Annotated in this window: 24 protein-coding genes; 15 read left to right on the forward strand and 9 right to left on the reverse strand. The window is 63.3% G+C overall.

From position 1 onward, the window contains the following. Positions 1 to 4 precede the first annotated feature (4 nt). From ACN0X9_RS10410 to ACN0X9_RS10445, 8 genes are all read left to right on the forward strand, one after another. A complete protein-coding gene (locus ACN0X9_RS10410) occupies positions 5 to 1,366 on the forward strand; it encodes a Tol-Pal system protein TolB (protein WP_417487533.1) in 1,362 nt (453 codons plus the stop codon). 133 nt (positions 1,367 to 1,499) lie between these two features. Beyond that, complete coding sequence (gene pal / locus ACN0X9_RS10415; RefSeq protein ID WP_417487534.1) at positions 1,500 to 2,021, forward strand: peptidoglycan-associated lipoprotein Pal; 522 nt, start codon at positions 1,500 to 1,502, stop codon at positions 2,019 to 2,021. A 108-nt stretch (positions 2,022 to 2,129) separates the two neighbouring features. Beyond that, a complete protein-coding gene (gene ybgF, locus ACN0X9_RS10420; protein ID WP_417487535.1) occupies positions 2,130 to 3,011 on the forward strand; it encodes a tol-pal system protein YbgF in 882 nt (293 codons plus the stop codon). 2 nt (positions 3,012 to 3,013) lie between these two features. Next, positions 3,014 to 4,366 carry a tRNA lysidine(34) synthetase TilS gene (gene tilS, locus ACN0X9_RS10425; protein WP_417487536.1) on the forward strand — a complete coding sequence of 451 codons (1,353 nt, stop codon included), beginning with the start codon at positions 3,014 to 3,016 and terminating at the stop codon, positions 4,364 to 4,366. Positions 4,367 to 4,469: 103 nt separating this feature from the next. Beyond that, entirely contained in the window at positions 4,470 to 6,356 is a 1,887-nt protein-coding gene (gene ftsH / locus ACN0X9_RS10430; protein WP_417487537.1) for an ATP-dependent zinc metalloprotease FtsH, read from the forward strand. Positions 6,357 to 6,545: 189 nt separating this feature from the next. Continuing rightward, positions 6,546 to 7,376 (forward strand): dihydropteroate synthase, encoded by an 831-nt coding sequence (folP, locus tag ACN0X9_RS10435; protein ID WP_417487538.1) that lies wholly within the window; start codon positions 6,546 to 6,548, stop codon positions 7,374 to 7,376. After that, positions 7,377 to 8,018 carry a glutathione S-transferase family protein gene (locus tag ACN0X9_RS10440; RefSeq protein ID WP_417487539.1) on the forward strand — a complete coding sequence of 214 codons (642 nt, stop codon included), beginning with the start codon at positions 7,377 to 7,379 and terminating at the stop codon, positions 8,016 to 8,018. 5 nt (positions 8,019 to 8,023) lie between these two features. After that, a complete protein-coding gene (locus ACN0X9_RS10445; RefSeq protein ID WP_417487540.1) occupies positions 8,024 to 8,362 on the forward strand; it encodes a DMT family transporter in 339 nt (112 codons plus the stop codon). Here ACN0X9_RS10445 and ACN0X9_RS10450 read toward each other — a convergent pair. The 4 genes from ACN0X9_RS10450 to ACN0X9_RS10465 form a co-directional block, all read right to left on the reverse strand. Next, complete coding sequence (locus tag ACN0X9_RS10450) at positions 8,359 to 9,552, reverse strand: M24 family metallopeptidase (RefSeq protein WP_417487576.1); 1,194 nt, start codon at positions 9,550 to 9,552, stop codon at positions 8,359 to 8,361. The genes ACN0X9_RS10445 and ACN0X9_RS10450 overlap by 4 nt on opposite strands. A gap of 106 nt (positions 9,553 to 9,658) precedes the next feature. Next, positions 9,659 to 10,420, reverse strand: coding sequence for a cupin domain-containing protein (locus ACN0X9_RS10455; RefSeq protein ID WP_417487541.1), 762 nt, complete (start codon positions 10,418 to 10,420; stop codon positions 9,659 to 9,661). Positions 10,421 to 10,517: 97 nt separating this feature from the next. After that, complete coding sequence (locus tag ACN0X9_RS10460; protein ID WP_417487542.1) at positions 10,518 to 11,174, reverse strand: TetR/AcrR family transcriptional regulator; 657 nt, start codon at positions 11,172 to 11,174, stop codon at positions 10,518 to 10,520. A gap of 4 nt (positions 11,175 to 11,178) precedes the next feature. Then, on the reverse strand, positions 11,179 to 12,186 hold the full coding sequence (locus tag ACN0X9_RS10465) for an RluA family pseudouridine synthase (protein WP_417487543.1): 1,008 nt from the start codon (positions 12,184 to 12,186) through the stop codon (positions 11,179 to 11,181). A 164-nt stretch (positions 12,187 to 12,350) separates the two neighbouring features. On the opposite strand from ACN0X9_RS10465, the gene ACN0X9_RS10470 reads away from it, so the two are divergent. Both ACN0X9_RS10470 and ACN0X9_RS10475 read left to right on the forward strand, forming a co-directional pair. Then, entirely contained in the window at positions 12,351 to 14,711 is a 2,361-nt protein-coding gene (locus ACN0X9_RS10470) for a TonB-dependent receptor (RefSeq protein ID WP_417487544.1), read from the forward strand. Between the two features lie 158 nt (positions 14,712 to 14,869). Further along, the gene (locus ACN0X9_RS10475; protein ID WP_417487545.1) at positions 14,870 to 16,570 is read left to right on the forward strand and encodes an alkaline phosphatase D family protein; all 1,701 of its coding nucleotides are present in this window, start codon (positions 14,870 to 14,872) and stop codon (positions 16,568 to 16,570) included. On the opposite strand, the gene ACN0X9_RS10480 is transcribed toward ACN0X9_RS10475, so the two are convergent. From ACN0X9_RS10480 to folE, 5 genes are all read right to left on the reverse strand, one after another. Continuing rightward, complete coding sequence (locus tag ACN0X9_RS10480; RefSeq protein ID WP_011644340.1) at positions 16,533 to 16,883, reverse strand: chorismate mutase; 351 nt, start codon at positions 16,881 to 16,883, stop codon at positions 16,533 to 16,535. The genes ACN0X9_RS10475 and ACN0X9_RS10480 overlap by 38 nt on opposite strands. Beyond that, positions 16,880 to 17,779, reverse strand: coding sequence for a ubiquinone anaerobic biosynthesis protein UbiV (gene ubiV / locus ACN0X9_RS10485; protein WP_417487546.1), 900 nt, complete (start codon positions 17,777 to 17,779; stop codon positions 16,880 to 16,882). The genes ACN0X9_RS10480 and ubiV overlap by 4 nt, the downstream gene beginning before the upstream one ends. Then, on the reverse strand, positions 17,776 to 18,777 hold the full coding sequence (gene ubiU, locus ACN0X9_RS10490; protein WP_417487547.1) for a ubiquinone anaerobic biosynthesis protein UbiU: 1,002 nt from the start codon (positions 18,775 to 18,777) through the stop codon (positions 17,776 to 17,778). The genes ubiV and ubiU overlap by 4 nt, the downstream gene beginning before the upstream one ends. Further along, positions 18,778 to 19,314, reverse strand: coding sequence for a ubiquinone anaerobic biosynthesis accessory factor UbiT (gene ubiT / locus ACN0X9_RS10495; RefSeq protein WP_417487548.1), 537 nt, complete (start codon positions 19,312 to 19,314; stop codon positions 18,778 to 18,780). It lies immediately after the preceding gene. A 208-nt stretch (positions 19,315 to 19,522) separates the two neighbouring features. Then, entirely contained in the window at positions 19,523 to 20,140 is a 618-nt protein-coding gene (gene folE, locus ACN0X9_RS10500; protein WP_417487549.1) for a GTP cyclohydrolase I FolE, read from the reverse strand. Between the two features lie 233 nt (positions 20,141 to 20,373). On the opposite strand from folE, the gene cysS reads away from it, so the two are divergent. From cysS to thrS, 5 genes are all read left to right on the forward strand, one after another. After that, the gene (cysS, locus tag ACN0X9_RS10505) at positions 20,374 to 21,759 is read left to right on the forward strand and encodes a cysteine--tRNA ligase (RefSeq protein ID WP_417487550.1); all 1,386 of its coding nucleotides are present in this window, start codon (positions 20,374 to 20,376) and stop codon (positions 21,757 to 21,759) included. Positions 21,760 to 21,763: 4 nt separating this feature from the next. After that, positions 21,764 to 22,033, forward strand: a complete 270-nt coding sequence (locus tag ACN0X9_RS10510) for a hypothetical protein (RefSeq protein ID WP_417487551.1) — start codon at positions 21,764 to 21,766, stop codon at positions 22,031 to 22,033. Between the two features lie 69 nt (positions 22,034 to 22,102). After that, positions 22,103 to 22,567 (forward strand): iron-sulfur cluster assembly scaffold protein, encoded by a 465-nt coding sequence (locus ACN0X9_RS10515; protein ID WP_417487552.1) that lies wholly within the window; start codon positions 22,103 to 22,105, stop codon positions 22,565 to 22,567. Positions 22,568 to 22,715: 148 nt separating this feature from the next. Then, positions 22,716 to 23,084 carry a membrane protein insertion efficiency factor YidD gene (yidD, locus tag ACN0X9_RS10520; RefSeq protein ID WP_417487553.1) on the forward strand — a complete coding sequence of 123 codons (369 nt, stop codon included), beginning with the start codon at positions 22,716 to 22,718 and terminating at the stop codon, positions 23,082 to 23,084. 2 nt (positions 23,085 to 23,086) lie between these two features. Then, a complete protein-coding gene (thrS, locus tag ACN0X9_RS10525) occupies positions 23,087 to 25,021 on the forward strand; it encodes a threonine--tRNA ligase (protein WP_417487554.1) in 1,935 nt (644 codons plus the stop codon). The last annotated feature ends 6 nt before the right edge of the window (positions 25,022 to 25,027 follow it).

Here is a 25,027-nt window from a genome sequence, read left to right on the forward strand (position 1 = left end):
TCCCATGACCCGAATTCTCGTCCTGTTCGCTGCGCTTCTCGCCCTGATTGGCTGGTCGGCAGCCTCCGATGCCCAGGAACCGCTGCGGGTCGATGTGACCCAGGGCAATCTCGACCCGATGCCGATCGCCGTGCCAGATTTTGTGGGCGCGTCGGACGAGGCCCTGCGCCGCGGCGCTGACATCACCCGCGTGGTCGCCAATGACCTGGCCAGTTCCGGCCTGTTCGCGCCGGTCGACCAGGAAGCCTTCATCGAAGACATCGCCAATATCGATCTGCGCCCGCGCTTTTCCGATTGGCGGGTCATCAATGCCGACGCGCTTCTGGTCGGCAGCGTCACCATCCAGGAGGATGGCCGTCTGGTCGTCGGTTTCCGCCTGTGGGACACCCGCCTCGAGGAACAGCTTCTGGGCCTGCAATATCGCACCGCGCCGGAAAACTGGCGTCGGGTCGCGCACCGCCTCGCCGATGCCGTCTATGAACGCCTGACCGGCGAGACCGGCTATTTCAACACGCGCATCGTCTATGTTTCCGAAGGTCGCGGGATCGAGGGCGAACCGATCCGCCAGCTGGCGCTGATGGACCAGGATGGCGCCAACCCGTCCTTCCTGACAGACCGCTCCTACATGGCCCTGCTGCCCAATTATTCGCCCAGCGCCCAGGAGATCACCTATGTCTCCTTCCTCGACGGCCAGGCGACGACCTATCTCTACAATCTGGAAACCGGTCGACAGGAGGCCCTGTTCGCCTCTGGCGGTGCCGGCGCTGCCAGCCAGGTCGATCCGGACGGGCAGAGCCTGTCAGCGCGTTTCTCGCCGGATGGCTCGGAACTGGCGGTGTCGATCGAGACGCGGTCGGGACATGACATCCACCTGTTCGACCTGCAGACCCGCAATCTCCAGCGTCTGACCCAGCACCCGGCGGATGATGTCGAGCCGTCCTTTGCGCCTGATGGCGAGCGGATCGTGTTTTCATCGGCTCGCGGCGGAGGCTCGCAGCTCTATGTGATGAATCGTGACGGCAGCGATGTTCAGCGGATCACCTTCGGATCGGGTCGCTATACGACCCCGGTCTGGTCTCCGCGCGGCGACCTGATTGCCTTTACCAAGCAGGTTGGCGGACAATTTTTGCTCGGCGTTGTCCGCGCGGATGGATCCGGGATCGAGCGGATCCTGTATGAGGGCTACTTCGTTGATACGCCCGCCTGGTCGCCCAATGGACGGGTTTTGCTGTTCACCCGGGGAGAGCAGCGCGCCAATGGAACGCGCTACGAAATCTGGAGCGTCGACCTTGCCGGTTTCAATCTGCGACGGTTGGCAACAGGCGGCATGGCGTCCGATCCCGCATGGTCGCCCTTGATTGAGTGAAGGATTTCTGCGTAACGTTTTGTCTGGTAAGCGGCACCATTGGGGGGGCCGTCGTCGGTTCGATATCACGCGTGTCGTGATTGGGAGTAAGTCACAGGCCTTGTGTGCTTGGGCTGGATGAGGGTGTAACATTATGAAAATCAAACTGTTTGCTATTGCGGCGCTTGGGGCATTTGCGACCGCTTGTGCGTCGACGCCGGTCGAAGATACCGCACCGGTTCGGGACACACGCCCTGTCGATCCGCCCGCTGAAGTTACCCAGCCGGTTGAAACCGGCCCGATGGCTGGCTCGCCGGGCGACTTTGTCGCAACAGCCGGTGACCGTGTCTTCTACGGTCTCGACCGCCACGATCTTTCGGATGAAGCGCGTGCCACATTGCGCCGCCAGGCCGCTTGGCTGGCTTCTTATCCGGGCACCCGCATCCTTGTCGCCGGCAATTGCGACGAGCGCGGCACGCGTGAATACAATCTGGCGCTTGGCGCCCGTCGTGCCAGCGCGGCCCGCACCTACCTGATCAGCCAGGGCGTTGATCCGTCGCGGATTTCCACGACCTCCTACGGCAAGGAACGCCCGTCCTGTACGCAGTCTTCGGAAAGCTGCTGGGCGGTCAATCGTAACGCCACCACGACCCTGCTGAGCGGCTATACCAACTAGTCCGCTTTCGCATGAAACAGGAAACGCCCGTGACTTCATCGTCGCGGGCGTTTTCAATTCCGGCCCCAGGCCGTATTTTCGCCGTCCTCTTCCGATAGGTGCGTTCCCATGATCAGATTTCTTTGCCTTTCTGCGCTGACTGCGGCGATTGCCCTCAGCGCTCCTGCCCAAGCCCAGTCGCGCCGGGAACTCGCCGAACGCATTGACGCCACCGAAGTGCGGATCGGGAATCTGGAATCGGAATTCATGGCCGGCGACCCGGTCGCCGAAGCCCTGATCCGGCGCATGGACGAGCTTGAATACCAGGTCCAGGCGCTGACCGGAGAGACCGAACGTCTGAGTTTCGAGAATCGTCAGTTGCGCCAGCAACTCGACATCCTCGAAGCCGAGGCCGCAGCCCGTCAGCAGGCGCCTGCACCGGCCATGGACGATGCGGCGGTTGCCTGGATGAATGAAGGACTGGACGGCAGTGATCCGGACGTCGATGGCGCTTCATTGGCAATTGTTGACCCGGATGATCCTCATGCCGAAGCCCGCGCTGCGGCGACGGGCGTGCTGGGCAGCAATGTGACGTCCTCGCCGTCCGAGCCCGAGATGGATCGGGTCGATCCCGCTGTCACATTCGAGGCGGCGCGGGCACGATTGGTCGACAGCGACTTCATCGGGGCGCAGGCCGGGTTCGAAACCTTCATCGCTGACAATCCCGATCATGCCCTGACGGCGCAGGCCCAATACTGGCTGGGCGAAACCTTCTATGTCCGCAGCGACTTCACACAGGCCGCGGACGCATTCATTGCCTCGCTGCGCCTGCAGCCGGCCGGTGAAAAGGCGCCGGACGCGCTGGTGCGTCTGGCAGCCTCGCTGCATGGAATGGGGCGGACGGAGGATGCGTGTTCGACGCTGGCCCAGTTTGGCCGCCAATTCCCCAATGCCGCCCCGGCGTCGCAAGCGCGGGCAGCCCGGGAATCGGTGCGCGCCAACTGCCGTTAGGCGTGACCGCGCGGGCCATCGAAACCGTCAGGTCAGCGCTCGACCGGCTTGCCGGTGAGGGGCCAATCGGAATCGCCTGCTCCGGTGGCGGTGACAGTCTCGCGCTGTTGGTGATTGCGTCGGACTGGGCCCGGGCGAGCGGCCGCACCCTTCATGTCCTGACGGTTGACCATGGCTTGCGCACGACCAGTGCCGATGAGGCCGCTTTCGTTGCCAATACTGCAGGCCGCCTGGGCTGGCCCTGCGCCATTCTCGACTGGAACAATCCTCGCGCAGGCGGAGGGGTACAGGCCCGTGCCCGCGCGGCTCGCCACAGGCTTTTGGCAAAGGCCTGCCGAGAACAGGGCCTGACAGGCCTGGCGCTGGCCCATACCCGTGACGACCAGTCCGAGACCGTCTGGCTGCGGCTTGCGGCCGGTGGCAGCTGGCGCAGCGCTGCGGCGATGTTCGAGCGCGCACCATCGCCTGCCTGGCCCGAGGGACGCGACCTTGATCTGCTGCGGCCTTGCCTGGATGTGACCGGAGCTGAGCTGCGTGATGTCCTGACTGAAGCGGGGTTCAGCTGGGTCAATGATCCGTCAAACGAAGACCGCCGCTATGCCCGAATCCGAGCCCGCACTGATCTTTGCCTGTTGGGTGATGCCGGCTTCGAGGCAGATCGTTTGGCCGCGCTGGCGGGTCAACTCCAATCCGTCCGCATTGCCGAACGTCGTGTGGCGTGGGAGCTCGCCGGGCACTCAGTGACCTTTCACGACTGGGGCGGCGCGACAATCGGCCGGGAAGCCTGGTCGCGGATGGCTCGGGCGGTCCGGCTCACCGTGCTCGATGCCCTGGTCACCTCGGTATCCGGCGAGGCCGTCAGCCCGCCCCGTGGCCGATTGGAGGCGATCGATGCAGCCATCCCGGCTGGCGATCCGGCAACCGGGTGCGGTGTCCAATTGCTGGCTGGATCCGGCGATGCCGCCTGGCTGATCCGTGACCGCGGAGCGGTTATGGGCCGGGTTGACCATGCCAGCCCCGATCCCTGGGAAGACGAAGGCGACGGCTCCAGGGTCTTTGACGGCCGGTTCGAGATCGCCCCCGATGCACGCAAACTTGATTGGGGAATTCTTGGCGAGACGTATGACGGCCTGCCATCCCGCGCTATATTGGATTCCGTACCGGGTGCTGCCCGCGCTGGCCTGCTGGTCGCACGCGATGCAGGGCAGGTTGTGAAGATCGCCGGGCTTGGTCAGAGCGAGAACGGCGCGGCGCCGGAAGAACGGATTGTCCGTCCGCTGATCGCGCACAGATTTTGCAGGCGTCTGCTTTCGCAGCCGGCGGTCAGATGGTTTGATGAGCCTGAATTGGCCTGAATGACGCGGCCTGAAGTCGCAGGGCTGCTAGCCCGACTGGCGCCGGGGCGTCGGAATGCCCATATCTGGTCGTGAATGATCGAATGATTGAACGGATAAACGCATGCCTATGAGAAATATTGCGATCTGGGCCGTGGTCCTCGTCCTGGTGATGGTCCTGGTGCAGATGGTCGGCCGCTCGGCTGATCCGGCAGCGACCCCACGCGGGCCATCCTACTCGGATTTTCTGGACCGGGTGGAGCGCAATGAAATCGAAAGCGCGACCATTCAGGGCGATACGCTTTTCGCCGTGACAGCGTCCGGCGAGCGTTTCGAAGTGGTCCTGCCACCGTCCGATACCGAGACAGTGGGCATTTTGCGCGAAGCCGATGTGAACATCCGCGTCGAGGAACCTTCCGAAGAGGGCAATATCTTCCTGTCCATGCTGTTCAACTGGTTCCCGCTTCTGCTGCTGATCGGTGTGTGGATCTTCTTCATGCGCCAGATGCAGGGCGGTGGACGCGGCGGTGCGATGGGCTTCGGCAAGTCCAAGGCCCGTCTGCTGACCGAGCATCATGGTCGCAAGACTTTTGACGATGTTGCCGGTGTCGATGAAGCCAAGGAAGAACTGCAGGAAGTTGTCGAGTTTCTGAAAGACCCGTCAAAGTTCCAGCGCCTGGGCGGCAAGATCCCCAAGGGTGCGCTGCTGGTCGGCCCTCCGGGTACCGGTAAGACGCTGCTGGCCCGTGCCGTGGCCGGTGAAGCCAATGTGCCTTTCTTCTCGATCTCCGGTTCCGATTTTGTCGAGATGTTTGTCGGTGTCGGCGCCAGCCGTGTCCGCGACATGTTTGAACAGGCCAAGAAGAACGCGCCCTGCATCATCTTCATCGATGAGATCGACGCGGTCGGCCGCTCACGCGGCGCAGGTATCGGCGGCGGCAATGACGAGCGCGAACAGACACTCAACCAGTTGCTGGTCGAGATGGACGGTTTCGAGACCAATGAAGGCATCATCCTGATCGCCGCGACCAACCGTCCCGACGTGCTCGACCCGGCCCTGCGTCGTCCGGGCCGTTTCGACCGCGAAGTCGTGGTCGGCAATCCGGACATTCTGGGTCGTGAGAAAATCCTCAAGGTCCACATGCGTGAAGTTCCGCTGAGCGAGGATGTCGACGTCAAGGTCATCGCCCGTGGCACGCCCGGTTTCTCCGGCGCCGACCTGGCCAATCTGGTCAATGAGGCCGCCCTGCTCGCCGCCCGTCGCAACAAGCGCCGCGTCGCCATGCAGGAGTTCGAGGACGCCAAGGACAAGGTGATGATGGGGCCGGAGCGCCGGTCCATGGTCATGACCGATGCCGAGAAGAAGCTGACTGCCTATCACGAGGCCGGTCACGCGATTGTCGGCCTCAACATGCCGCAGCATGACCCGCTGCACAAAGTCACCATCATTCCGCGTGGCCGCGCCCTTGGCGTGACCTTCAACCTGCCGGAGTCGGACCGGTTGAGCTATTCGCGCCAGTATTGCGTGTCCCGGCTGGCCTCCCTGTTCGGTGGCCGCGAAGCCGAGATCATCGCGCTGGGCCCTGAGAATGTGACCAATGGTGCGACCAGTGACATCCAGCAGGCCACCGGCATGGCGCGGGCCATGGTGATGGAATGGGGCATGTCTGAAACGCTGGGCCGGGTGCGCTATGAAAACCGCTCCTACGAAGCCCCGGCGATTTCTCCGGATACGTCCGAGCTGATCGACAAGGAGGTCCGCTCCCTGATCGAGGACGCCGAGACGACGGCGCGCCGTATCCTGACCGAGCGTCGTTCCGATCTCGATACGCTGGCCGAAGGCCTGCTGGAATTCGAGATCCTGTCGGGCCAGGAGGTCAAGGACCTGCTCGATGGCAAGCGGCCGGAACGTCCGGACGAGACCACGCCGCCGCCGAGCGACACGCCGAGCAGTGCCGTGCCGAGCACGGACGAGGAGCCGGACACCGGTCCGGAACCGCAAGGCGCTTGATCGGCGGACAATTGACGAGACAAGGCCCCGGACCTGCCAAGGTCCGGGGTTTTTCTTGCGCCGATGAATATGCCGGCGCCGGGTCACCAAGCTGCATACACGCCGGGGCTTTTCAATTGTCGCGGCGTGGCGGTGCAGCGTATATCAGGGGCAGGCAGTAGCTCCGCTGTCGCCGAGAAACGCTACGACATGGCCAAATTCCGTTCCCGTCGCCAATCCGGTCTGCCCTTCGTGATGGGCGTGCTGAATGTCACGCCGGACAGTTTTTCCGATGGTGGCGATTTCATCGACCAGGAAGCAGCGGTCGCGCGCGGTCTTGAGATGCTGGCAAACGGGGCGGACGTCATTGATGTCGGCGGCGAGTCGACCCGGCCGGGCGCGTCACCGGTTACCGACAAGGAAGAGATGCGCCGCGTCCTGCCGGTCATCAAGGCGCTGCGCGAGCGCACCGCGGCGCGCATTTCAATCGACACGTTCAAGCCGGTCGTGGCCCGAGCCGCGATCGAGGCCGGGGCGGATATCTGGAATGATGTGATGGCTCTGCGCGCTGACGGCGCGGTCGAGGCGGCGGCCGAGCTGGGCGTGCCGGTGATCATGATGCACATGTCAGGCACGCCGCAGACCATGCAGGCCAATCCGCAATACGAGGACGTGGTGTCGGAGGTCTGTGATTTCCTCACCGAGCGCGCCGACATCGCCATGGCCAAGGGCGTCAGTGCCGACAGTATCTGGCTCGATCCGGGCATCGGTTTCGGCAAGTCGCTCGATCACAACCTCGCGCTCATGCACGATCTCGATCAGGTCATCGGGCTGGGCTATCCGGTCCTGTTCGGCGCCTCGCGCAAACGCTTCATTGCTGCGATCGACGAGGGCGCGGCCGAGATGGAGCGTCTGGGCGGATCCCTGGCCGCGGCCCTGCGCGCGGCGTCGGCCGGCGCGGCGATGGTTCGTGTGCATGATGTGCGCATGACGGTGCAGGCGCTGAAGGTACAGGCGGCGATCGGAAAAGGGCGCGCCTGAATGGGGTATACGCTTTATGGCAAGGCGGGTTTCGGTTCGGTCTGCGTCGAGGCGGCGCTTGAGCTGGTTGGTGCCGACTACGAGTTCGTCGAGGCGGACCCGCTGGGTGATGCCGGCGAGCAACGCCGGGTGCGGGCCGTCAATCCGGCCGGGCAGGTCCCCGCGCTGATTCTGCCCGACGACAGCATCATGACCGAAAGTGCCGCCATCCTGATCTGGCTGGGAGACCGCTACCCGCAAGCCGGTCTGGCCCCGCCGCCGGATGCGCCCGCGCGCAGCGAGTATTTGCGCTGGTTGTTGTTCTGCGCCTCGGCCATCTATTCGACCTTCACCCTGACCGACGGGCCGGATCGCTTCCATCCGGACAGCCGCACCCACGACACCCTGCTGGCGATGGCCAATACACGACGCATGGACTTGTGGACTTTGATGAACGACGCCTTCGATGGCATGCCGGGCCGCTTCCTGCTGGGCGACCGCATGAGCCTGCTGGATGTCTATGTGGCGATGATGAGCCGCTGGGACCCGGGCCGGGCCGCCTTCGCGACTGCGGCGCCGACGCTCCTTTCGGCTGTCGAGGCGACCGAGGCCGATCCGGTCATCGCCGAGGTCTGGGCCCGCAATTTCCAGCAGCAAGGCTGACCGGCATGGCGTTTCTCACCAATCCCTGGGCGCTGCTGGTGCTTGGCGGCATTTGCGAGATGGGCTGGGCACTGGGGTTCAAATATGTCCGCAGCGACGCGCCCTGGTGGCAGCATGCGGCGGTATTGGCCGTGCTCGCGGCGTCGATGGCGTTGTTGTGGATGGCGATGAAGTCATTGCCGGCCGGGACCGCCTATGCCGTGTGGACCGGGATCGGAGCGCTCGGTGTGGCCACGTTGGGCATTCTCGTGTTCAACGAACCGGCCACACATATGCGGCTCTTCTTCCTCGCCCTGATCCTGGTCGGCATCATCGGCCTGAAAGCCGTCAGCGGTGAAACTTAGCCGAACGGATCATCGATCGAGTGCGACGGCTCGGTGAACCAGCGCGGTCCGGTTGGCGTCATGTAGAAATGATCCTCCAGCCGGATGCCGAATTCACCCGGTACACAGATCATCGGCTCGTTGGAAAAGCACATGCCGGCCTCCAGCGGCGTGTCATCACCGCCGACCAGATAGGGCCCTTCATGGATGTCCAGACCAATGCCGTGACCGGTCCGGTGCGGGATGCCGGGCAGGGTATAGTCGGGACCGAGGCCGCGTCGCGCGGCCTCGTCGCGCGCGGCTGCGTCAACCGCACTGCAGGCGACCCCGATCTGAGCGGCCTGGAAGGCTGCCAGCTGACAGGCCTTCTCGGCCTCCCATATCTCGCGCTGATGATCGGTCGGCTCACCGAACACATAGGTGCGGGTGATGTCGGACTGATAGCCATGGATGGCGCAGCCTGTGTCAATCAGGACCACGTCGCCTTCATCCAGCGTCTTTGGATTGGCGACACCGTGCGGGAAGGCTGTGTCCGGTCCGAAAAGGACGATGCAGAAGGTCGAACCACCCGGTGCGCCGACGGCCTTGTGGGCTGCGTGGATGAAGTCCGTGACCTCGCCTGTGGAAATGCCGGGACGCAGAATGCGCGCGACCGCAGCGTGGACGTCCAGTGTCGCCGTCTTGGTCGCCTGCATCAGGGCAAGCTCTTCGGCGTCCTTGATCATCCGGCCTGACAGGACCAGCTCGCTGGCATCGCCGATCTCGCCCGGGCAGGCCGCGGCAATGGCGTTGGCGGTCACCAGCGGTGTGGTCGGGTCGAGGCCGAGCCGGCCGTTGGCGCCGTCGAGGCCGGCCAGTAGCGTGAACGGGCTTTCATGCTCTTCCCAGACGGCCAGCGGGGCGGGCAGGTGCATGAAGGCTTCCAGCGTACCGGTCTCGAAGGCAGGGCCGAGATAGGTCAGACCGCCATCGGCGGTGACAAGGGCGCCAACCAGACGCTCCGACGCGCGCCAGCGCAGGCCGGTATAATAGGTCAGATTGGTGCCGGCATTGAGCCAGACAGCATTCAGCCCGTTGGCTTTCATGCGCTCGCGCAGCCCGTCGAGACGCTCGGTGAGACGGTCGGCCGATATCGGCTGACAATGGCTGAGCTGATCGGTGAGCTTCGCCAGCTCCGCCCCGGCGTTCGATCCGCCCACGCCTTTGGTCATCATGCTGCCCGCCATTTTCGCCTCCGTTATAGGAGTGGGCAGGCTAGGCGGCGGAGTCGATACGCACAACGCCGCCGCTGCAGGTGCCAGTGCAAGGTTCAGGGCCTCAGGCGCCGTCGCCGAACATGAAGAGCAGAAACTCTGCCGGTTCGTCGAACGGGTTGAGGATTTCATGGCTCACACCGGCCGGGATCAGGATCATCTGACCATTGCTGACCTCCTGATCAACACCATCGATCCGGGCTATGGCTCGATTCCCGGTGAAGACGAGCAGGGTCGGAAACCCATTGGTGCGGCTGCGCGGATCTTCATTGACGTGCTGGCCCGGCATGACCTGCCCGAAGCCGCTGCGGAAGCCCGGCTGATAGTAGATGATGCCGACATTTCCACCATGGACTTCGCGCGTGGCCTGGTCTCGCCAGTTGATGATTTCCGGCGTGCCACGGGTCCAGAAATGGAAAGTGAGGGCGAGGATGGCCGGGTTAAAACCGGCGCCATCCATCAGTTCGATATCCATCGGCGCGTAGTCCGAGGAAAAGGCCTTGCCCATCGCGGTCAGGGCCGCGATCTCGCCGCGGTCGACCTGGGCCAGGGTGTCCGCTTCTGCGGTGTAGTAAAAGGTCGGCGTGGCCGGCTCGCCATGGCTGACCGAGAAACTGGCGGCGTCGTGGTTGAAGGATACGGTCCACCAGTCGCCGTCCACAACGACACCGAATTCGGTACTGGCCTGGAAGGTCGGGTCGGCCAGATAGTCGGCAGCAAAGCGGGTCAATATCGCTTCCGTGCCGCTGTCCTGAGCTTGCGCGGCGAGTGGCAGTGCCAGGTTCGCGGACAGACCGATCAAGCCGTATTTGATCCATTTTCTCATCGTCTCAAGTCCCTTTGGTCTCTATTGATCAACCCGTTACGCTTTTAACTATCCAGATAGATAATTATGAGGGCGCGTCGCCCCCCAAATCCCTGTATCAGCCCTGCGATGAGGTGATGCCTGAAAGCACCAGATCGCGCAGGTGTCGCGTAAACGGAGCAGCTTCAATCTCGAAGTCTGCCATTCCCTGATGCGTCGAAATGGCCGATCGGATGCGACGCGTGACCGAAAAAAATATCGCGGCGCCAACAATCGACAGGTGCAGCATGTGTGGATCGACCTCGCGGAACCGGCCCGCAACCTGCCCCGCAATGTAGTGGCGGCGGGTGGTTTCCATGAAGCCGCGGAGCTTGTTGGCCGGCCCTTCGCGGGTCATGATGTCGCCGTCCAGATAGTCTCTCAGGACCATCCGGGGAAAGCTCGGGCGGCTGATGATGGCCCGCGCAAAGACCTCAATGAAGTCGCCCATGTCGGTGACCGGGTCGGTGGGACTTGCCAGCTCACCTTCGAGATGGGCCAGTACATCATCAATGATGGCCTCGATGATCGCGGTATAGAGTCCGTCCTTGTCGCCGAAATAATAGCGCACCATGGCCTTGTTGGCGTCGGCCTGTTCAGCGATGGCGTCCAGCGTCGTGCCGCCGAACCCATGGGCCGAGAACAAGGCCTCGCCTGCCGCCATCAACCGAGCCTTGGTGGCTTCGGCATTGCGCCGCCGCGGTGGACGCTCGGGTTTGGTGGGCGAAGCGACCATCGTCTCAAAGCGTTTCCAGGATCGCCTCGACGCGTTTCATGTCGTCGGGCAGCTCGCTTTCAAACCGCAGTGCCTCGCCGGTCACCGGATGCTCAAAGCCCAGAATGGCGGCGTGCAGCGCTTGCCGGCGAAAGGCGCGCAGAGTGCCGCTGTTATCATCATATTCCAGCAGCCGACCGCGCTTCTGCCCGTAAACCGGGTCGCCCAGCAGCGGGCAGTTGATATGGGCCATATGGACGCGGATCTGGTGGGTGCGCCCCGTTTCCAAACGACACTCGACCTTGGCCGCCATGCCGGTGCCGATCGCCGCGCCTTCGGCCTGACCGAAGCGTTTCAGCGTCGTGTAATTGGTGATCGCATGCTTGCCGGCTTCCGAATTGGGATCGTGCGGGACTTCAAACTTCTTGCGGTCGCGCGAGGAGCGAGCCAGCTGGGTCGCAATGCGGCCGGCCTTCGGGCTGGGGGCATTGCGGGTGAAGGCGATATAGGCGCGCTCAACCGAATGGCGGGCAAACTGGATGCTGAGCCCCTTGTGCGCCACATCCGATTTGGCCACGACCATGACGCCAGAGGTCTCCTTGTCGAGCCGGTGCACGATGCCGGGGCGTTCGACCCCGCCTATGCCGGACAGGGACCCGGCGCAGTGATGCAGGAGGCCGTGCACCAGCGTCCCGGTCCAGTTGCCGGCCGCTGGATGGACTGACAGCCCGGCCGGCTTGTTGATCACGATCAGGTGGTCGTCTTCGTGCAGGACTTCGAGATCCATCGGTTCCGGTACCGGTGTATCGGCCCGCGGTTCCGGGATGCCGACCGTATATTCACCACCGGCAAGGACCTTGGCGGAGGGGTCGGTCACGGCGACGCCATCCACCGCCACCTGTCCGGCTTCGATCAGCGCCTTCAGGCGCGAGCGCGACAGGGACTCCACCGAGGCCGCCAGCCAACGGTCCAGTCGCTGCCCCGCATCTTCCTCGGTTGCTTCCAGTGTGCGGGTTTCGGCGATATCGGTCATGCGGCGACATTCTCCCAGCTGATGCCTGAATGCAACGTGCACGCAGATTGATGCAGGGCGTCATTTAGCTGTCACCAGTCTGTGGGCAAAGCGTCATGGCCAGCGCATAAGCACGCCGGATCAAGCGCGGTCGAGGGGGCCGCGCGCGTTCGAGGTAGTAACCCATGACATTGAAGTCCCGCCTTCTGACCGCCGCCGCGCTCGGCGCCCTGGCTCTCACCGCGCCTGCCGCCTTCGCCCAGGACACTACGGATGAACCGACCGATGTCATCCGGGTGACAACCCAGTTCCGCGAACAGTCACTGGCCGATGTGCCGATCAATGTCTCTGCCTTTGATGCCGAACGCCTGGAAGCGCTCGACATTGTCGATTTCGAGGATCTGGCCGTCTTTACTCCGGGCCTCGTCGTGCAGGAGCAGAGCCCGAACAATACCGGCTACTCGATCCGCGGCATTACCACTGACAGCGGCGAAGCGACCTCGGAAACCCGTGTGGCCGTCTTCCAGGACGGTGTCTCGATCACCCGCTCGCGCGGCTCTTATGTCGAATTGTTCGATATCGAGCGCGTGGAAGTCGCCAAGGGTCCGCAGCCGACCCTGTTCGGTCGCGGCGCCCTGATCGGCGGCATCAACATCATCCAGAACAAGGCCGAAGACGAATTCTCTGCTTCGGTGCAGGTCGGCGCCGGCAATGAAGGCCAGGTCGAAGCGCGCGGTCATGTCAATTTCGCGCTCGGCGAAAACTACGGCTTGCGCTTTGCCGCCGTCAGCCGCCAGCGCGACGGCTATATCGACAATGCGCTGGGCGGCGAGGACTTGCAGGGCCGTGACACCCAGGCTTTCCGCATGGTCCTGTCCGGCGCGCCGACCGAACGCTTCACCTTTGATGTCATTGCCAACTACCAGCAGGACACCCCGCCGGGCACGTCCTTCAAGTCTGGCAGCATCCCGGCACCGGGTGGCGATACTGATCCCCATTCACCGGCCGCGCTCAGCACGTTCGGCGGCTTTGAAGGCGGCGCCCCGCTGGGTCTCGACCGGGAAGTCCGCGGCGTCACGCTTCTGGCCGACTATGCCATCAATGATGCCTGGACGCTGAGCTCGATCACCGGCTGGCGCGATTTCACGGCGGTTGAAGTGTTCGATCCGGACGGCACGGTGCTGCCCTTCCTGGCCATCGCAGAAGACGCGGCCGGCGAGCAATTCTCCCAGGAATTCCGCCTGTCCTATGATAATGGCGGTCGCCTGACCGGTTCGGCAGGCGCCCTCTGGTTCACCGAGCAGGGCGAGCAGCGCATTCCGATCGCGCTCGACGAGCGGGTCGCCCAGGCCTTCCTCGCGCCGACCCTGGCCGCCGGTTTCGGCGCCTCTGTGGCGCAGCTCGAAGGCCTGCTCGCGCTTGGCGGATTTCCGGGCGTTGATCTGGACAATCCGTTCAATCCCTTCCCTTATTCGGTCGCAGCCCTTCTGGGCCAGGGTCAGCTCGTGCCCTTGCGTGACTATTATCTGGAAGAAGCCTCCAACCGCGCCGAGACCACGTCGTGGGACGTGTTCGCCGATGCGTCCTATGCCGTCACCGACCGTCTCACCCTGACCGCCGGTCTTCGCTATACAGCCGAGGACAAGACCTCGGCCGGCTATGGCCGTTCACTGTCGGGCCCCAACTTTGTCACCTTCGGCGACACGCTGATCGTGCCCTATACGCCCAACGGTGCCGAAGTCAGCCAGAGCGGCGATTTCGACGACTGGACCTGGCGGCTGGCCGCGTCCTACGCGGTGACCGATCGCATCAATACCTGGGCCAGCTTCGCCCGTGGGCGTCGTCCCGACGTGATTTCGGTCGATACCGCTTCGCCGAGCTTCTTCTCCAACGCACCGGCGGAAATTGTCGACTCGCTGGAAGTCGGCAGCTTCATCACCTTTGACCGCGGCACGGTGTCGGGTTCGGTCTTCTACTCTGAATACGAGAATTTCCAGACCACTCGGTTCGACCCGAACACGGTCAGCTTCATCACCGACAATGCCGGCAATGCGACCCAGTATGGTCTCGAGTTGCAGGGTGATTTCGATTTGGCGGAGACGGCCAATCTTTTCGTCAGCTATGCTTACAACCATGCCACGTTCGACGATGCCGACAGCCAGGGCAATGCGCTGGAACTGGCGGGCAACCGCTTCCGTTACGCGCCCGAGCATTCGCTCTCGATGGGGCTGGACTGGCAGGTCGCGCGCGGCGATTGGGGTTCTGTCAGTCTTTTGCCGACCTGGTCCTGGCAGTCGAAATTCTACTTCGACAACAATAATGACCGTTTCGGCGGCGCGCTGCAGCAATCCTCCTACGGCCTGTTCAATGCCCGCCTTCGCTATGAGAGCCGCGATGAGCGTTATCATGCCGAAATCTACGGCTCGAACCTGACCAATGACGAATACCTGATCGATGCCGGCAATACCGGCGGGTCGTTCGGTATTCCGACCTTCATTGCCGGACCGCCCCTGCTGTGGGGTGTCCGGGTCGGCGCCGACTTCTAGTCGGATCGACTGGCATGGTGCGGAGCGTTGCGACGCGCTCCGCACCGCCTTCACCGGCGCAGGTGAAACTGTCGGGCAAACGCGCTAGTGATGAGGCATGAGAGCGTGGCGAACACGTTGCGAAGTAGGCGCCGCATGTGGCGCGGTGAGGGGACATCATGACCAAGACCAATCTGACACGCCGGACCGCCCTGATCGGGGCTGCGGGCGCCGGCCTCGCCGTATCCGCCTGTTCGCAGTCGCCGGACGTGTTCCATCCGGTCGAGAATGGCAGCTTCAACCATGGCGTGGCCTCCGGTGACCCGGACCAGTCCAGTGTCATGTTGTGGACAGCCCTGACCGATGATGGTGGCGGTTATCGCGGTGTCGAAGTGGCGCGGGATGAGGGCTTTACCGATATTGTGTTCGAGCAGGGTGACTCGATCGCCTATGTGACGGTGCAGCCGCTCGGAACCTTGAAAATCCTGGCCACCGGCCTCGAGCCGGGTGCGACCTACTATTACCGGTTCCGGTTGAACGACGAATACTCACCGGTCGGCATCACCCGCACCCTGCCCGAAGGCGCGCTGGATCAATACCGGATTGGCGTCTTCTCCTGTTCCAATTTCCCGGCCGGGCATTTCAACGTCTATCGGGAAGCCGCCGAGAATGGCGATCTCGATCTGGTCGTGCATCTGGGTGACTATTTCTACGAATACGGGGCCGGCCAGTATGCGACCGGAAATTCCGAGGCGATGAACCGCGTGCCCGCACCGGTGCACGAAATCATCAGCCACGCTGACTACGTCGAGCGCCATGCCCAGTACAAATCCGATCCGGACCTGCAGGCCCTGCACGCAGCGGCTCCCTGGATCATCAGCTGGGATGATCACGAAACCGCCAATGATGCGTGGCGTGACGGCGCCGAGAACCATGACGAGGGCGAGGGCGCATGGGCTGACCGACGGCAGGCGGCACTTCGCGCCTGGTATGACTGGCAGCCGGTCCGCGAGCCGGATGGTGATTTGCGCCAGCGGCGCGGGCATTTCGAGATCGGTGATCTGGCCACGTTGTGTCTGCTGGAAAGCCGCCTGATTGCCCGTGATGAGCAGGTCGGGCTCGATTCCTTCCCGCTGGCCTCCGATGCCGACGAGACGGATCCGGCCAATCTGGAAGCCGTCGCGGCCTGGAAGCGGGACGTGATCGGCGACGAAGACCGGACCTTGCTGGGCGGCGAGCAGATCAATGATATCCAGGCCGCCTGCGGTGCCTCCAAGGCAGCCGGCAAGCCGTGGCGCATCCTTGCCAACCAGGTCATCATGAGCCGCGTCGACTTCCCCAACTTTGCCACGGAAATGCCCGGCTGGCTGCGTTGGTGGGCAACGCGCAACAATGAGTTCGCCCGCAATTTCATCATGAGTACGCGGTTTGGCGTCCCCTTCGGTCTCGACATGTGGGACGGCTACCCGGCGGAACGCGAGCGGCTCTACGCGGCCTTGCGCGAGGTCGATGCCGACATCATCACCATCACCGGCGATGTGCACTCCTTCTGGACCAATGACCTGGTCGATGGCGACGGCACCCGGATCGGCACCGAACTGGTCGCGGCCTCGGTGACCAGCCCGTCCCCGTTCTCGAGCTTCAAGGCGCCCGGCGTTGACTACGGCCAGATGATGATCGACGCGAACGCCGATGTCGGCCACTGCAACATGGAAGATCACGGCTATATCCGCCTGACCCTGACACCCGACGCGGCCGACGCTGAATACATCAAGGTCAGCGACATTCTCACGCGGGACTATCGGGCCGGTATCGAGAGCCAGTGGCGGGTGCGTCCGGCGGTCAATGGTGAGGTTCCTGCGGTTGAACGAGTTGGTTGAGGCGGGTGCCAGACGCGGGTGGCAGCATGCCCGACTGGTCGGACAGGCTGTTTTGGTAGGTCACCCAGAAGTCGATCATTTCAGGCCAGATCCGATCGATGAGGTCGATCGCCAGGCCGTGCAGTTCTGCTGACCGTCGGGCGTTGGATAGCACCGCCTCCTGACGGTTGGCATCGACGACAGCAAGGTTTGACGACGACTTCAGTCGCGCCGCCCGGGTCACCAGGCGGTGCCGCCGGGCCAACAGGCTGACCAAGGCCGCGTCGACGGTGTCTATTTCCTGTCGGACACGATCAAGCGGAGACCGTGTCATTGCGTCGACCATTCCATCCCGGGTCGCCCGCCGAGATATCCGTTGATCACGGGGCGGTCGAGTACATCGGCTTTCAGCGCATTCTTGAGCTCCAAAGGAGCGATTTGATCGTCTAGAAAATGCCGGAATGCTGCGGCGACCCGAACCATGTCAACCGAATGTGGTGACAGACGCACCGCGGCGATGCCGGCGCGCCGCAGGTCGAACGAGGGTGTCGTCGCCAGGTGAACGCCGTCGGACAGGGTCTGCAAGCCGTTAAAGGCAAGGAACGGGGCGCCGTCGACAGTGCTGACAGTTTTTCCGTCCGGGTCTTCTTCACAGAAATAGCGGCAACTGTCCTTGTTGAGGCTGTGAAAACGCGCGTGGTAGCAGCGACCGGAATGTGCCAGTGGCAATCGACCAAAGCCGAACACCTCTATCGGCATGTCCGGGCGGGCGGCATGGACGGCGCGGATCGCAGCGAGTGACATTTCAACCGGCGGGCACCAACGTGTACAGCCTTCATCCTGTAGCGCAGCGAGGGCGGTCTCGTTGTAGATGTTGAGCATCGGGCCTGCTGTGAAAGGCCTTCCATTTCTCGCGGCCAGCGCGCCGATATCGTTGACCTCGATTTCGGCGTCAAAGGTGGACAGGGATGCGGTGGCGCTTCTTTCGCGCTTGTTGGTCGGCGAGCAAAGCGTCGACCAAACCACTGTTTTGCCGGCGCGTTCCAGCCGCTCCGCGGCATCCACCAGCGTGGATTCCACGAGCGGGCTGCGCTTGCCGCACACAACCTCGCCAACGTACACGCGATCGATGACGGATTCGTCGGCAATGCGCGCGTAGAAATCGGCCAGGGTCTGGACCGGCCAATTGAAAAACAGGGGGCCGAGCGTGAGTTCAATGGGAGCGGTCATCGCCACGTCTTCCTGTAAGCGCCGGTTGTCGACCGGTGCCCCTCCGTCATGTGGTCCAAGGCCGCGGCTTGCGACACGCAATTGCTATCTCCTGCTTGCAGCCGATCGATGGCGTTGCGAAACTCCCGGGTGACCCGTTCGACATAGGCCTTTCCGCGTTGGCGCCCTTCGATTTTCAAGGCTGTGACCCCCGCATCGGCGAGCTCGGGAAGGACGTCGAGCGTATTCAGACTGACCGGGTCCTCGAACAGGTGCGCTGTCTGGCCGCCTGCACTGAACTTGCCTTTGCACAAGGTCGGGTAGCCGATTGGTTTGTTGTGGTTTTCGCGTTGAATGGTGAGGCCTGACAGTCGCGCTGACTTGTACTCGGCATCGCGGGTGTAACTGACAGCCTCTGCTGGCGAGCAGACGCCCGACAGGTTGGGTGACCGCCCGGTGACGAAAGACGACAGGTGGCAGCGCCCTTCGGTCATCACGCACAGGCCGCCGAACGCAAAGGCTTCAATCTCGACATTCACCTCAGCGGCGAGGTTGCCGATTTCGGGAATGCTGAGAATGCGCGGTAAAACCACGCGTTTGACGCCAAAGCGGCGGGCGTAGAACTCGACCGCCTCGGCAGTCCCGGCAGCGGCCTGAACGGACAGGTGGAGGCGCAGATCGGGATAGCGCTCTGCCGCATGGTCAAGCACACCGATATCGGCGGCGACGATTGCGTCCGCGCCCGCCTCCCGGGCGCAGCGAACAGCATTTTTCCACGGCCCTGTATGCCCTGCGGCTGCGAATGTATTGATGGCGACAATGACGCGGGCGCCGAACGCATGGGCAAATTCGACGGCGTCCCTCAGCTCGGCTTCGGAGAAGTTGAGACCAGGGAAGTTGCGGGCATTGGTTTCGTCACGCAGGCCGCAGTAAACGGTGTCCGCACCCGCGCGAATTGCCGCCTTGAGTGTTGCCGGTGTGCCGGCCGGTGCCACCAGTTCGAAGGGGGGAGGCTGCATTCATCGTGCTCCTTGCCGGGAGGGACCGTCAGGTCCGGCTTGTCGGGCGGACAGGATCGGAAGAGCCAGGGGGAGAAGATCGGCGAGTGTCAGCTCGGCCTCTTCCAGGGCATTGCGCAAGCCGACAATCAGGCTGGTGTCGCCTTCGATCCACAGGTCGTTCGAGAAAAAGACCGCATCGCCGTCTTCGCGACCTTCGAAGACATTGATCAAGGTCCGGATCGGCGCCTCAATCCTCGCATCACTCGGCCGGGGGGCGCGGCAGGCGATGGCCCGGACACGCGGATCGAGTCCTCCCAGCGAGATCTGGAAGCTGACAGGCATGTCCGTTGGCGCGATGCAGACGGTCCGGTGTTGCGACAGGTCCATCCGGTCAAAGACATCGGGCCGCTTGCGGAGGATCCGACGCAAGGCGGCCGACAGTCCCAGTGACAGCGGCAACAGCATGACGCCGCATGCGCTCTGAACGAGGCTCGAGTGCACGTCCTGCAGGCTGGGCAGACGAGGGCGGGCGTGGACGTTTCGTCGGGCTGGCATGGTTTGGGAATCTCTATGGGAGCTTTGACGTTTCACGCCCTTGTCACCTCATCGATACACTCACTAATTGATAATTATCAAGTCTTGGAGATGCGACAAACGCGCACATCGAACAGGCTGCAAGGGCTGTGAAAGGCCTGACCAACACGCAACAAAAAGCCCCGCAGCCTGGCTGCGGGGCTTTTCAGTGTTTGCGATGCTGTGACGATCAGGCGCGTTCGAGCAGGCGCATGAAGCGATCTTTCAGATCGCGGTCATTGCGGAATTCGCCGGTGAAGGTGGTGGTGATGGTCGAGACATTCGGGTGGTGCACACCGCGCGTGGTCATGCACTGGTGCTTGGCGTCGACCAGCACGGCGACGCCGCGCGGTTCCATCGCCTCGGTCAGCGCGTCGGCGATCTGGGCGGTCATCGTCTCCTGCGTCTGCATGCGCTTGGAGAAAATTTCCACCACGCGGGCAATCTTGGAGATGCCGACCACGGCTTTAGACGGCAGATAGGCGACATGGGCCACGCCCATGATCGGGGCGAGGTGGTGTTCACAATGGCTCTCGACATCGATATTGGTCAGCATGACCATGTCGTCATAGCCCTGCACGTCCTCGAAGGTCTTGCCGAGTGCCTTGAGCGGGTCGGCGTCATAGCCGGAGAACCATTCCTCATAGGCCTTGACCACGCGCTTGGGCGTGTCGAGCAGGCCCTCACGGGTCGGATCATCGCCGGCCCAGGAGATCAGGGTCCGTACGGCGGCTTCGGCTTCTTCGCGGCTTGGCTTGGTCTTGGAGGCGGCTGCCAAGCGGGCAGCGTCAGGGGTCATGGCGTCCATCCTTGCGGATCCTTTCGTTGACGGGTCGGCCTGCCATTTACGGGCAAACCGTAGTTCCGGTTTCCGGATCGCGGATATTGATGACAGATGAAACCTGCCGCGACCTGTATTCCTGTGCTATTGCGCCTGCGCGCACGGCGTTATTTAGGCGCTGGCGGCGCGGTTTCCAATGATTGGGTCGCATGCGGCACAAAATTTTTCAGTATCACACCAGACCAAAGACGGGTTTCCCCATGACTTCGCTCACCCTTTTCGACACGATGGCGCGCCGCAAGCGCGACTTCGAACCGACCGATCCCGGCCGGGTGACGATGTATGTCTGCGGACCGACCGTCTATTCCTACGCCCATATCGGCAATGCCCGCCCGGCGGTCGTTTTCGACACGCTGTTCCGCGTCCTGCGCCGCCTCTATGGCGAGGACCAGGTGATCTATGCCCGCAACATCACCGATGTGGACGACAAGATCATCGAGACGGCGCGTGAAAGCGGCAAGCCGATCGAGGACATCACCTCGCATTATGCCGACATTTACCGGGCCGACATGGGCGCGCTGGGTGTCACCCTGCCGACCATCGAGCCGCATGCGACCGACCACATTCCCGAGATGATCGGCATGGTGCAGAACCTCGTCTATAGCGGTCACGCCTATGAGGCCGACGGTCATGTCCTGTTCGATGTATCGTCCTATGAGAAATACGGGCGCCTCTCCAATCGCGATCTCGACGACATGATCGCCGGCGCGCGGGTCGAGGTGGCCAGCTACAAGCGCAGCCCGGCTGATTTCGTGCTGTGGAAACCGGCCAAGGATGACGAGCCGGGCTGGGACAGTCCCTGGGGTCGTGGCCGTCCGGGCTGGCACCTCGAATGTTCGGCCATGAGCGAGAAGCATCTCGGCAAGACGATCGACATTCATGGCGGCGGCACCGACCTGGTCTTCCCGCACCATGAGAACGAGATCGCCCAGTCGGTCTGCGCCCACAAGGGCGCGCCGATGGCCAATTACTGGCTGCACAATGGCTTCCTGACCATGGGCACCGACAAGATGTCCAAGTCGCTGGGCAATGTTCAGCTGGTGCATGAGCTGATCAAGGATCATCCCGGCGAAGTGCTGCGCTATGCCCTGCTGACAGCGCATTACCGCGCACCGCTGACCTGGACGGCGGACCTGTTGGCCAAGACGCGGCGCTCGCTCGACCGCATTTATGGCGTGCTGCGCCGGTTGGGCGATGTTGAAGCGACGCCGGGTGATGTGCCCGCGGCCTTCCTCGAGGCCCTGCACGACGATCTCAATACGCCCAAGGCCCTGTCCGAGCTGTTCCAGCTTGCCGGCAATGCCAACAAGGCTGCCAGCGATGTCGAGAAGGCCCGCGCCAAGGGTGAGCTGCTGGCTGCGGCCGGCATGCTCGGTCTCGGCCAGGCGGATCCGGATGCCTGGTTCGGTCTGACCGATCTTGATCCGGCCGAGCGGGCCAAGATCGATGATCTGATCCTCCGTCGTCAAACGGCGCGTGAGGAGAAGGACTGGCCGACCGCCGACGCGGTTCGCGACGAGCTCAACGCGCTGAAGGTCCAGGTCGATGACGGGCCGGAAGGCTCGACCTGGCGCAAGCTGGGCTAGGGCGATGGCACTCAAGGGCTTCAACGTGATGCTTCAGGCCGAAGATGCCGTGGGAGAATGTTTTGTCTCCTACGGTGTCGTCGCCGCCGATGCCGATGCCGCCGCCAAGCTGGCCGAGGGCGCGGCCCTGTCGGAAGGCTTCTGGGCGGTCGAGATCGAGGATGCCTGGGAGCCGGAGCCGGAAGAGGGCGACGCGCCGCTGGGCGACATCCCCGAAGTGCTGGGCCGGACCGAGCCGACCTATCTCGACGAGGAAGATTACGAGGAGGATTGATCGGGCCGTCTCGCCTCGCGGGCACGGGCACTGGCGCAGTGGCGCATTCCTCCCTAGATTATCCCTGACATGAGCAATGACCTCTACTCCAATGCCGTCCTGCGGCTGGCGGCGGATATTCCGCGCATTGGGCGTCTCGCCCGGCCGCACGCGTCTGCACGCAAGGTCTCGCGCCTGTGCGGATCGGAGATCGAGGTGGATATCGCGATGGCTGGAACGCGGGTCGGTGACCTGGCGCTGCGGGTCAAGGCGTGTGCACTGGGACAGGCCTCGGCGGCCATTCTCGGTCGCCACGTGATCGGCGCGTCGCAGAAAGACCTCGTCATGGCGCGCGATCAGCTCAAGGCCATGTTGAAAGAGGGCAAGCCGGCACCCAAGGGCCGCTTCGCCGAACTGGCCCTGCTGGAAAGCGCGCGCGCCTATCCGGCCCGGCACCAGTCGGTCATGCTGGCCTTCGAGGCGGTTGTCGATGCCGCCGCCACCGCGACGCGCGGCCGGGCGACCACACCGCAAAACACCCCGCTGACTGGCTAGGGCCGTCCGCGCCTGCCACGCCGGCAGGGTGCGATGGACGGTCCGCAAGGCAAGCAACCTCACCCCGATACTTTACTGCGGTCCGCGAAACGCGCTTCATGTCCACAGTGGACAGCGCGCACGGCGGCGTTAAAAGGCTTGATTCCATATGCGTTCACGCGGACGGAAATGGGGGCTCAAAGGCCCGGTATCCGGCATCATGCTGATCGGACTTCGTGTCTATCAGCTGAGCCTGTCACCGGTCTTCTATGCTCTCGGCATCCGCTGCCGGCATGAACCGACCTGCTCGCACTATGCCATGGACGCGATCCGCGCCCAGGGACCCTGGCGCGGCGGCTGGTTGACGCTGGGGCGGCTGGGCCGCTGCCGGCCCGGCGGCACATTCGGTGTCGATCCGGCCCCGCGCGAACAAAATGAAGCGCCCTGGTGGGCGGTCTGGCGATTCAGATCGAAACCGGGACGCATGACGGATGACAGGCTTCCGCCGGCAGACCGCGCCGACGACAAGGACATGTGACAATGATCAATGTGACGCTTCCCGACGGATCCAAACGCGAACTGCCCGATGGGGCTTCCCCGCTGGACCTCGCGGCGGATATCTCCAAATCCCTCGCCAAGGCGGCCATCATCGCCCAGGTCGATGGTCAGGACTGGGACCTCAAACGACCGCTCGATGGTGACGCCCAGGTGGCCATCATCACGCGCAAGGACGAGAAGGCCCTCGAGGTCATCCGCCACGACACGGCCCACATTCTCGCCCAGGCGGTACAGGACCTCTTCCCCGGCACCCAGGTCACGATCGGCCCGGCCATCGAGGACGGCTTCTACTACGACTTCGCCCGCGACGAGCCGTTCACGCCGGACGATTTCGAGGCCATAGAGAAGCGCATGGCGGCCATTGTCGATGCCGACCTGCCCTTCGAGCGTGAGGTATGGGACCGCAATGACGCCATCGCCAAGTTCGAGGAGATGGGCGAGGCCTACAAGGCCGAGCTGATCCGCGACCTGCCGGAAGACGAGACGATCACCATCTATCGCCAGGGCGAGTGGTTCGACCTCTGCCTCGGGCCGCATCTTCCCTCGACGGGCAAGATCGGCAAGGCGTTCAAGTTGATGAAAGTGGCCGGTGCCTATTGGCGCGGCGATCATCGCAACGCCATGCTGCAGCGGATCTACGGCACGGCCTGGGCCGATGACAAACAGCTCAAGGCGCATCTGCATCGCATCGAAGAGGCCGAGAAGCGCGACCACCGCAAACTCGGCAAGCAGATGGAACTCTTCCACTTCCAGGAAGAAGCCCAGGGCCAGGTGTTCTGGCATCCCAATGGCTGGCGGCTCTACCGCACGGTGACCAGCTATATGCGTCGCCGTCTCGAGGCCTCCGGCTATGTCGAGATCAAGACGCCGCAGTTGATGGATCGCAAGTTCTGGGAAGCGTCAGGCCACTGGGACAAGTATCGCGAGAACATGTTCATCTCCTCGATCGACCAGGAAGAAAAAGTCCTGGCCGTGAAGCCGATGAACTGCCCCTGCCACGTCCAGGTCTTCAACCAGGGCCAGAAGTCCTATCGCGACCTGCCGCTGCGCATGGCCGAGTTCGGCTCCTGCCACCGCTATGAGCCATCCGGCTCCCTGCACGGGCTGATGCGGGTCCGCGGCTTTGTGCAGGACGACGCCCACATCTTCTGCACCAGCGACCAGATCACGGCGGAAGTCAGCGATTTCTGTGAGCTGCTGAAATCCGTCTATGCCGATTTCGGCTTTGAGGAGCCGCGGATCAAATTCTCCGATCGCCCGGAACAGCGGGTCGGGTCGGACGAGGTCTGGGATCAGGCCGAAGCCTCGCTCAAGGCCGCGGCTGAAGCCTCGGGTCTCGACTATGAGTACAATCCGGGCGATGGCGCCTTCTACGGTCCCAAGCTCGACTTTGTGGTCAAGGATGCGATCGGCCGTGAGTGGCAAACGGGCACGATCCAGTGCGACTTCAACCTGCCGGAGCGTCTCGACGCCAGCTTCATCGGCGATGACAGCGAGAAGCATCGCCCGGTCATGCTGCACCGGGCCATCCTCGGCTCTCTGGAGCGTTTCCTCGGTGTGTTGATCGAGAGCTATGCCGGCAAGCTGCCATTCTGGCTGGCTCCGCGTCAGGTCGTGATCGCCACGATCACCTCCGACGCCGACGCCTATGCCGAAGAGGTCAAGGCGGCGATGCTCAAGGCCGGTCTCCACGCCGAGACCGACACGCGCAACGAGAAGATCAACTACAAGGTCCGCGAACATTCCGTCGGCAAGGTTCCGGTCATTGCCGTTGTCGGTCGCAAGGAAGCCGAAGAGGGCACGCTGGCCCTGCGCTTCCTCGGTGAAGGCGGCAAGACCCAGGAAATCATGTCGCTGGACGACGCCATTGCCCGCTTGAGCGAGGACGCCAAGGCGCCCGACCTCAAGCGCGCTTAGGTACAG

Origin of the sequence: Maricaulis sp. (assembly GCF_048268525.1) — a bacterium.
Taxonomy (GTDB): Bacteria; Pseudomonadota; Alphaproteobacteria; order Caulobacterales; family Maricaulaceae; genus Maricaulis.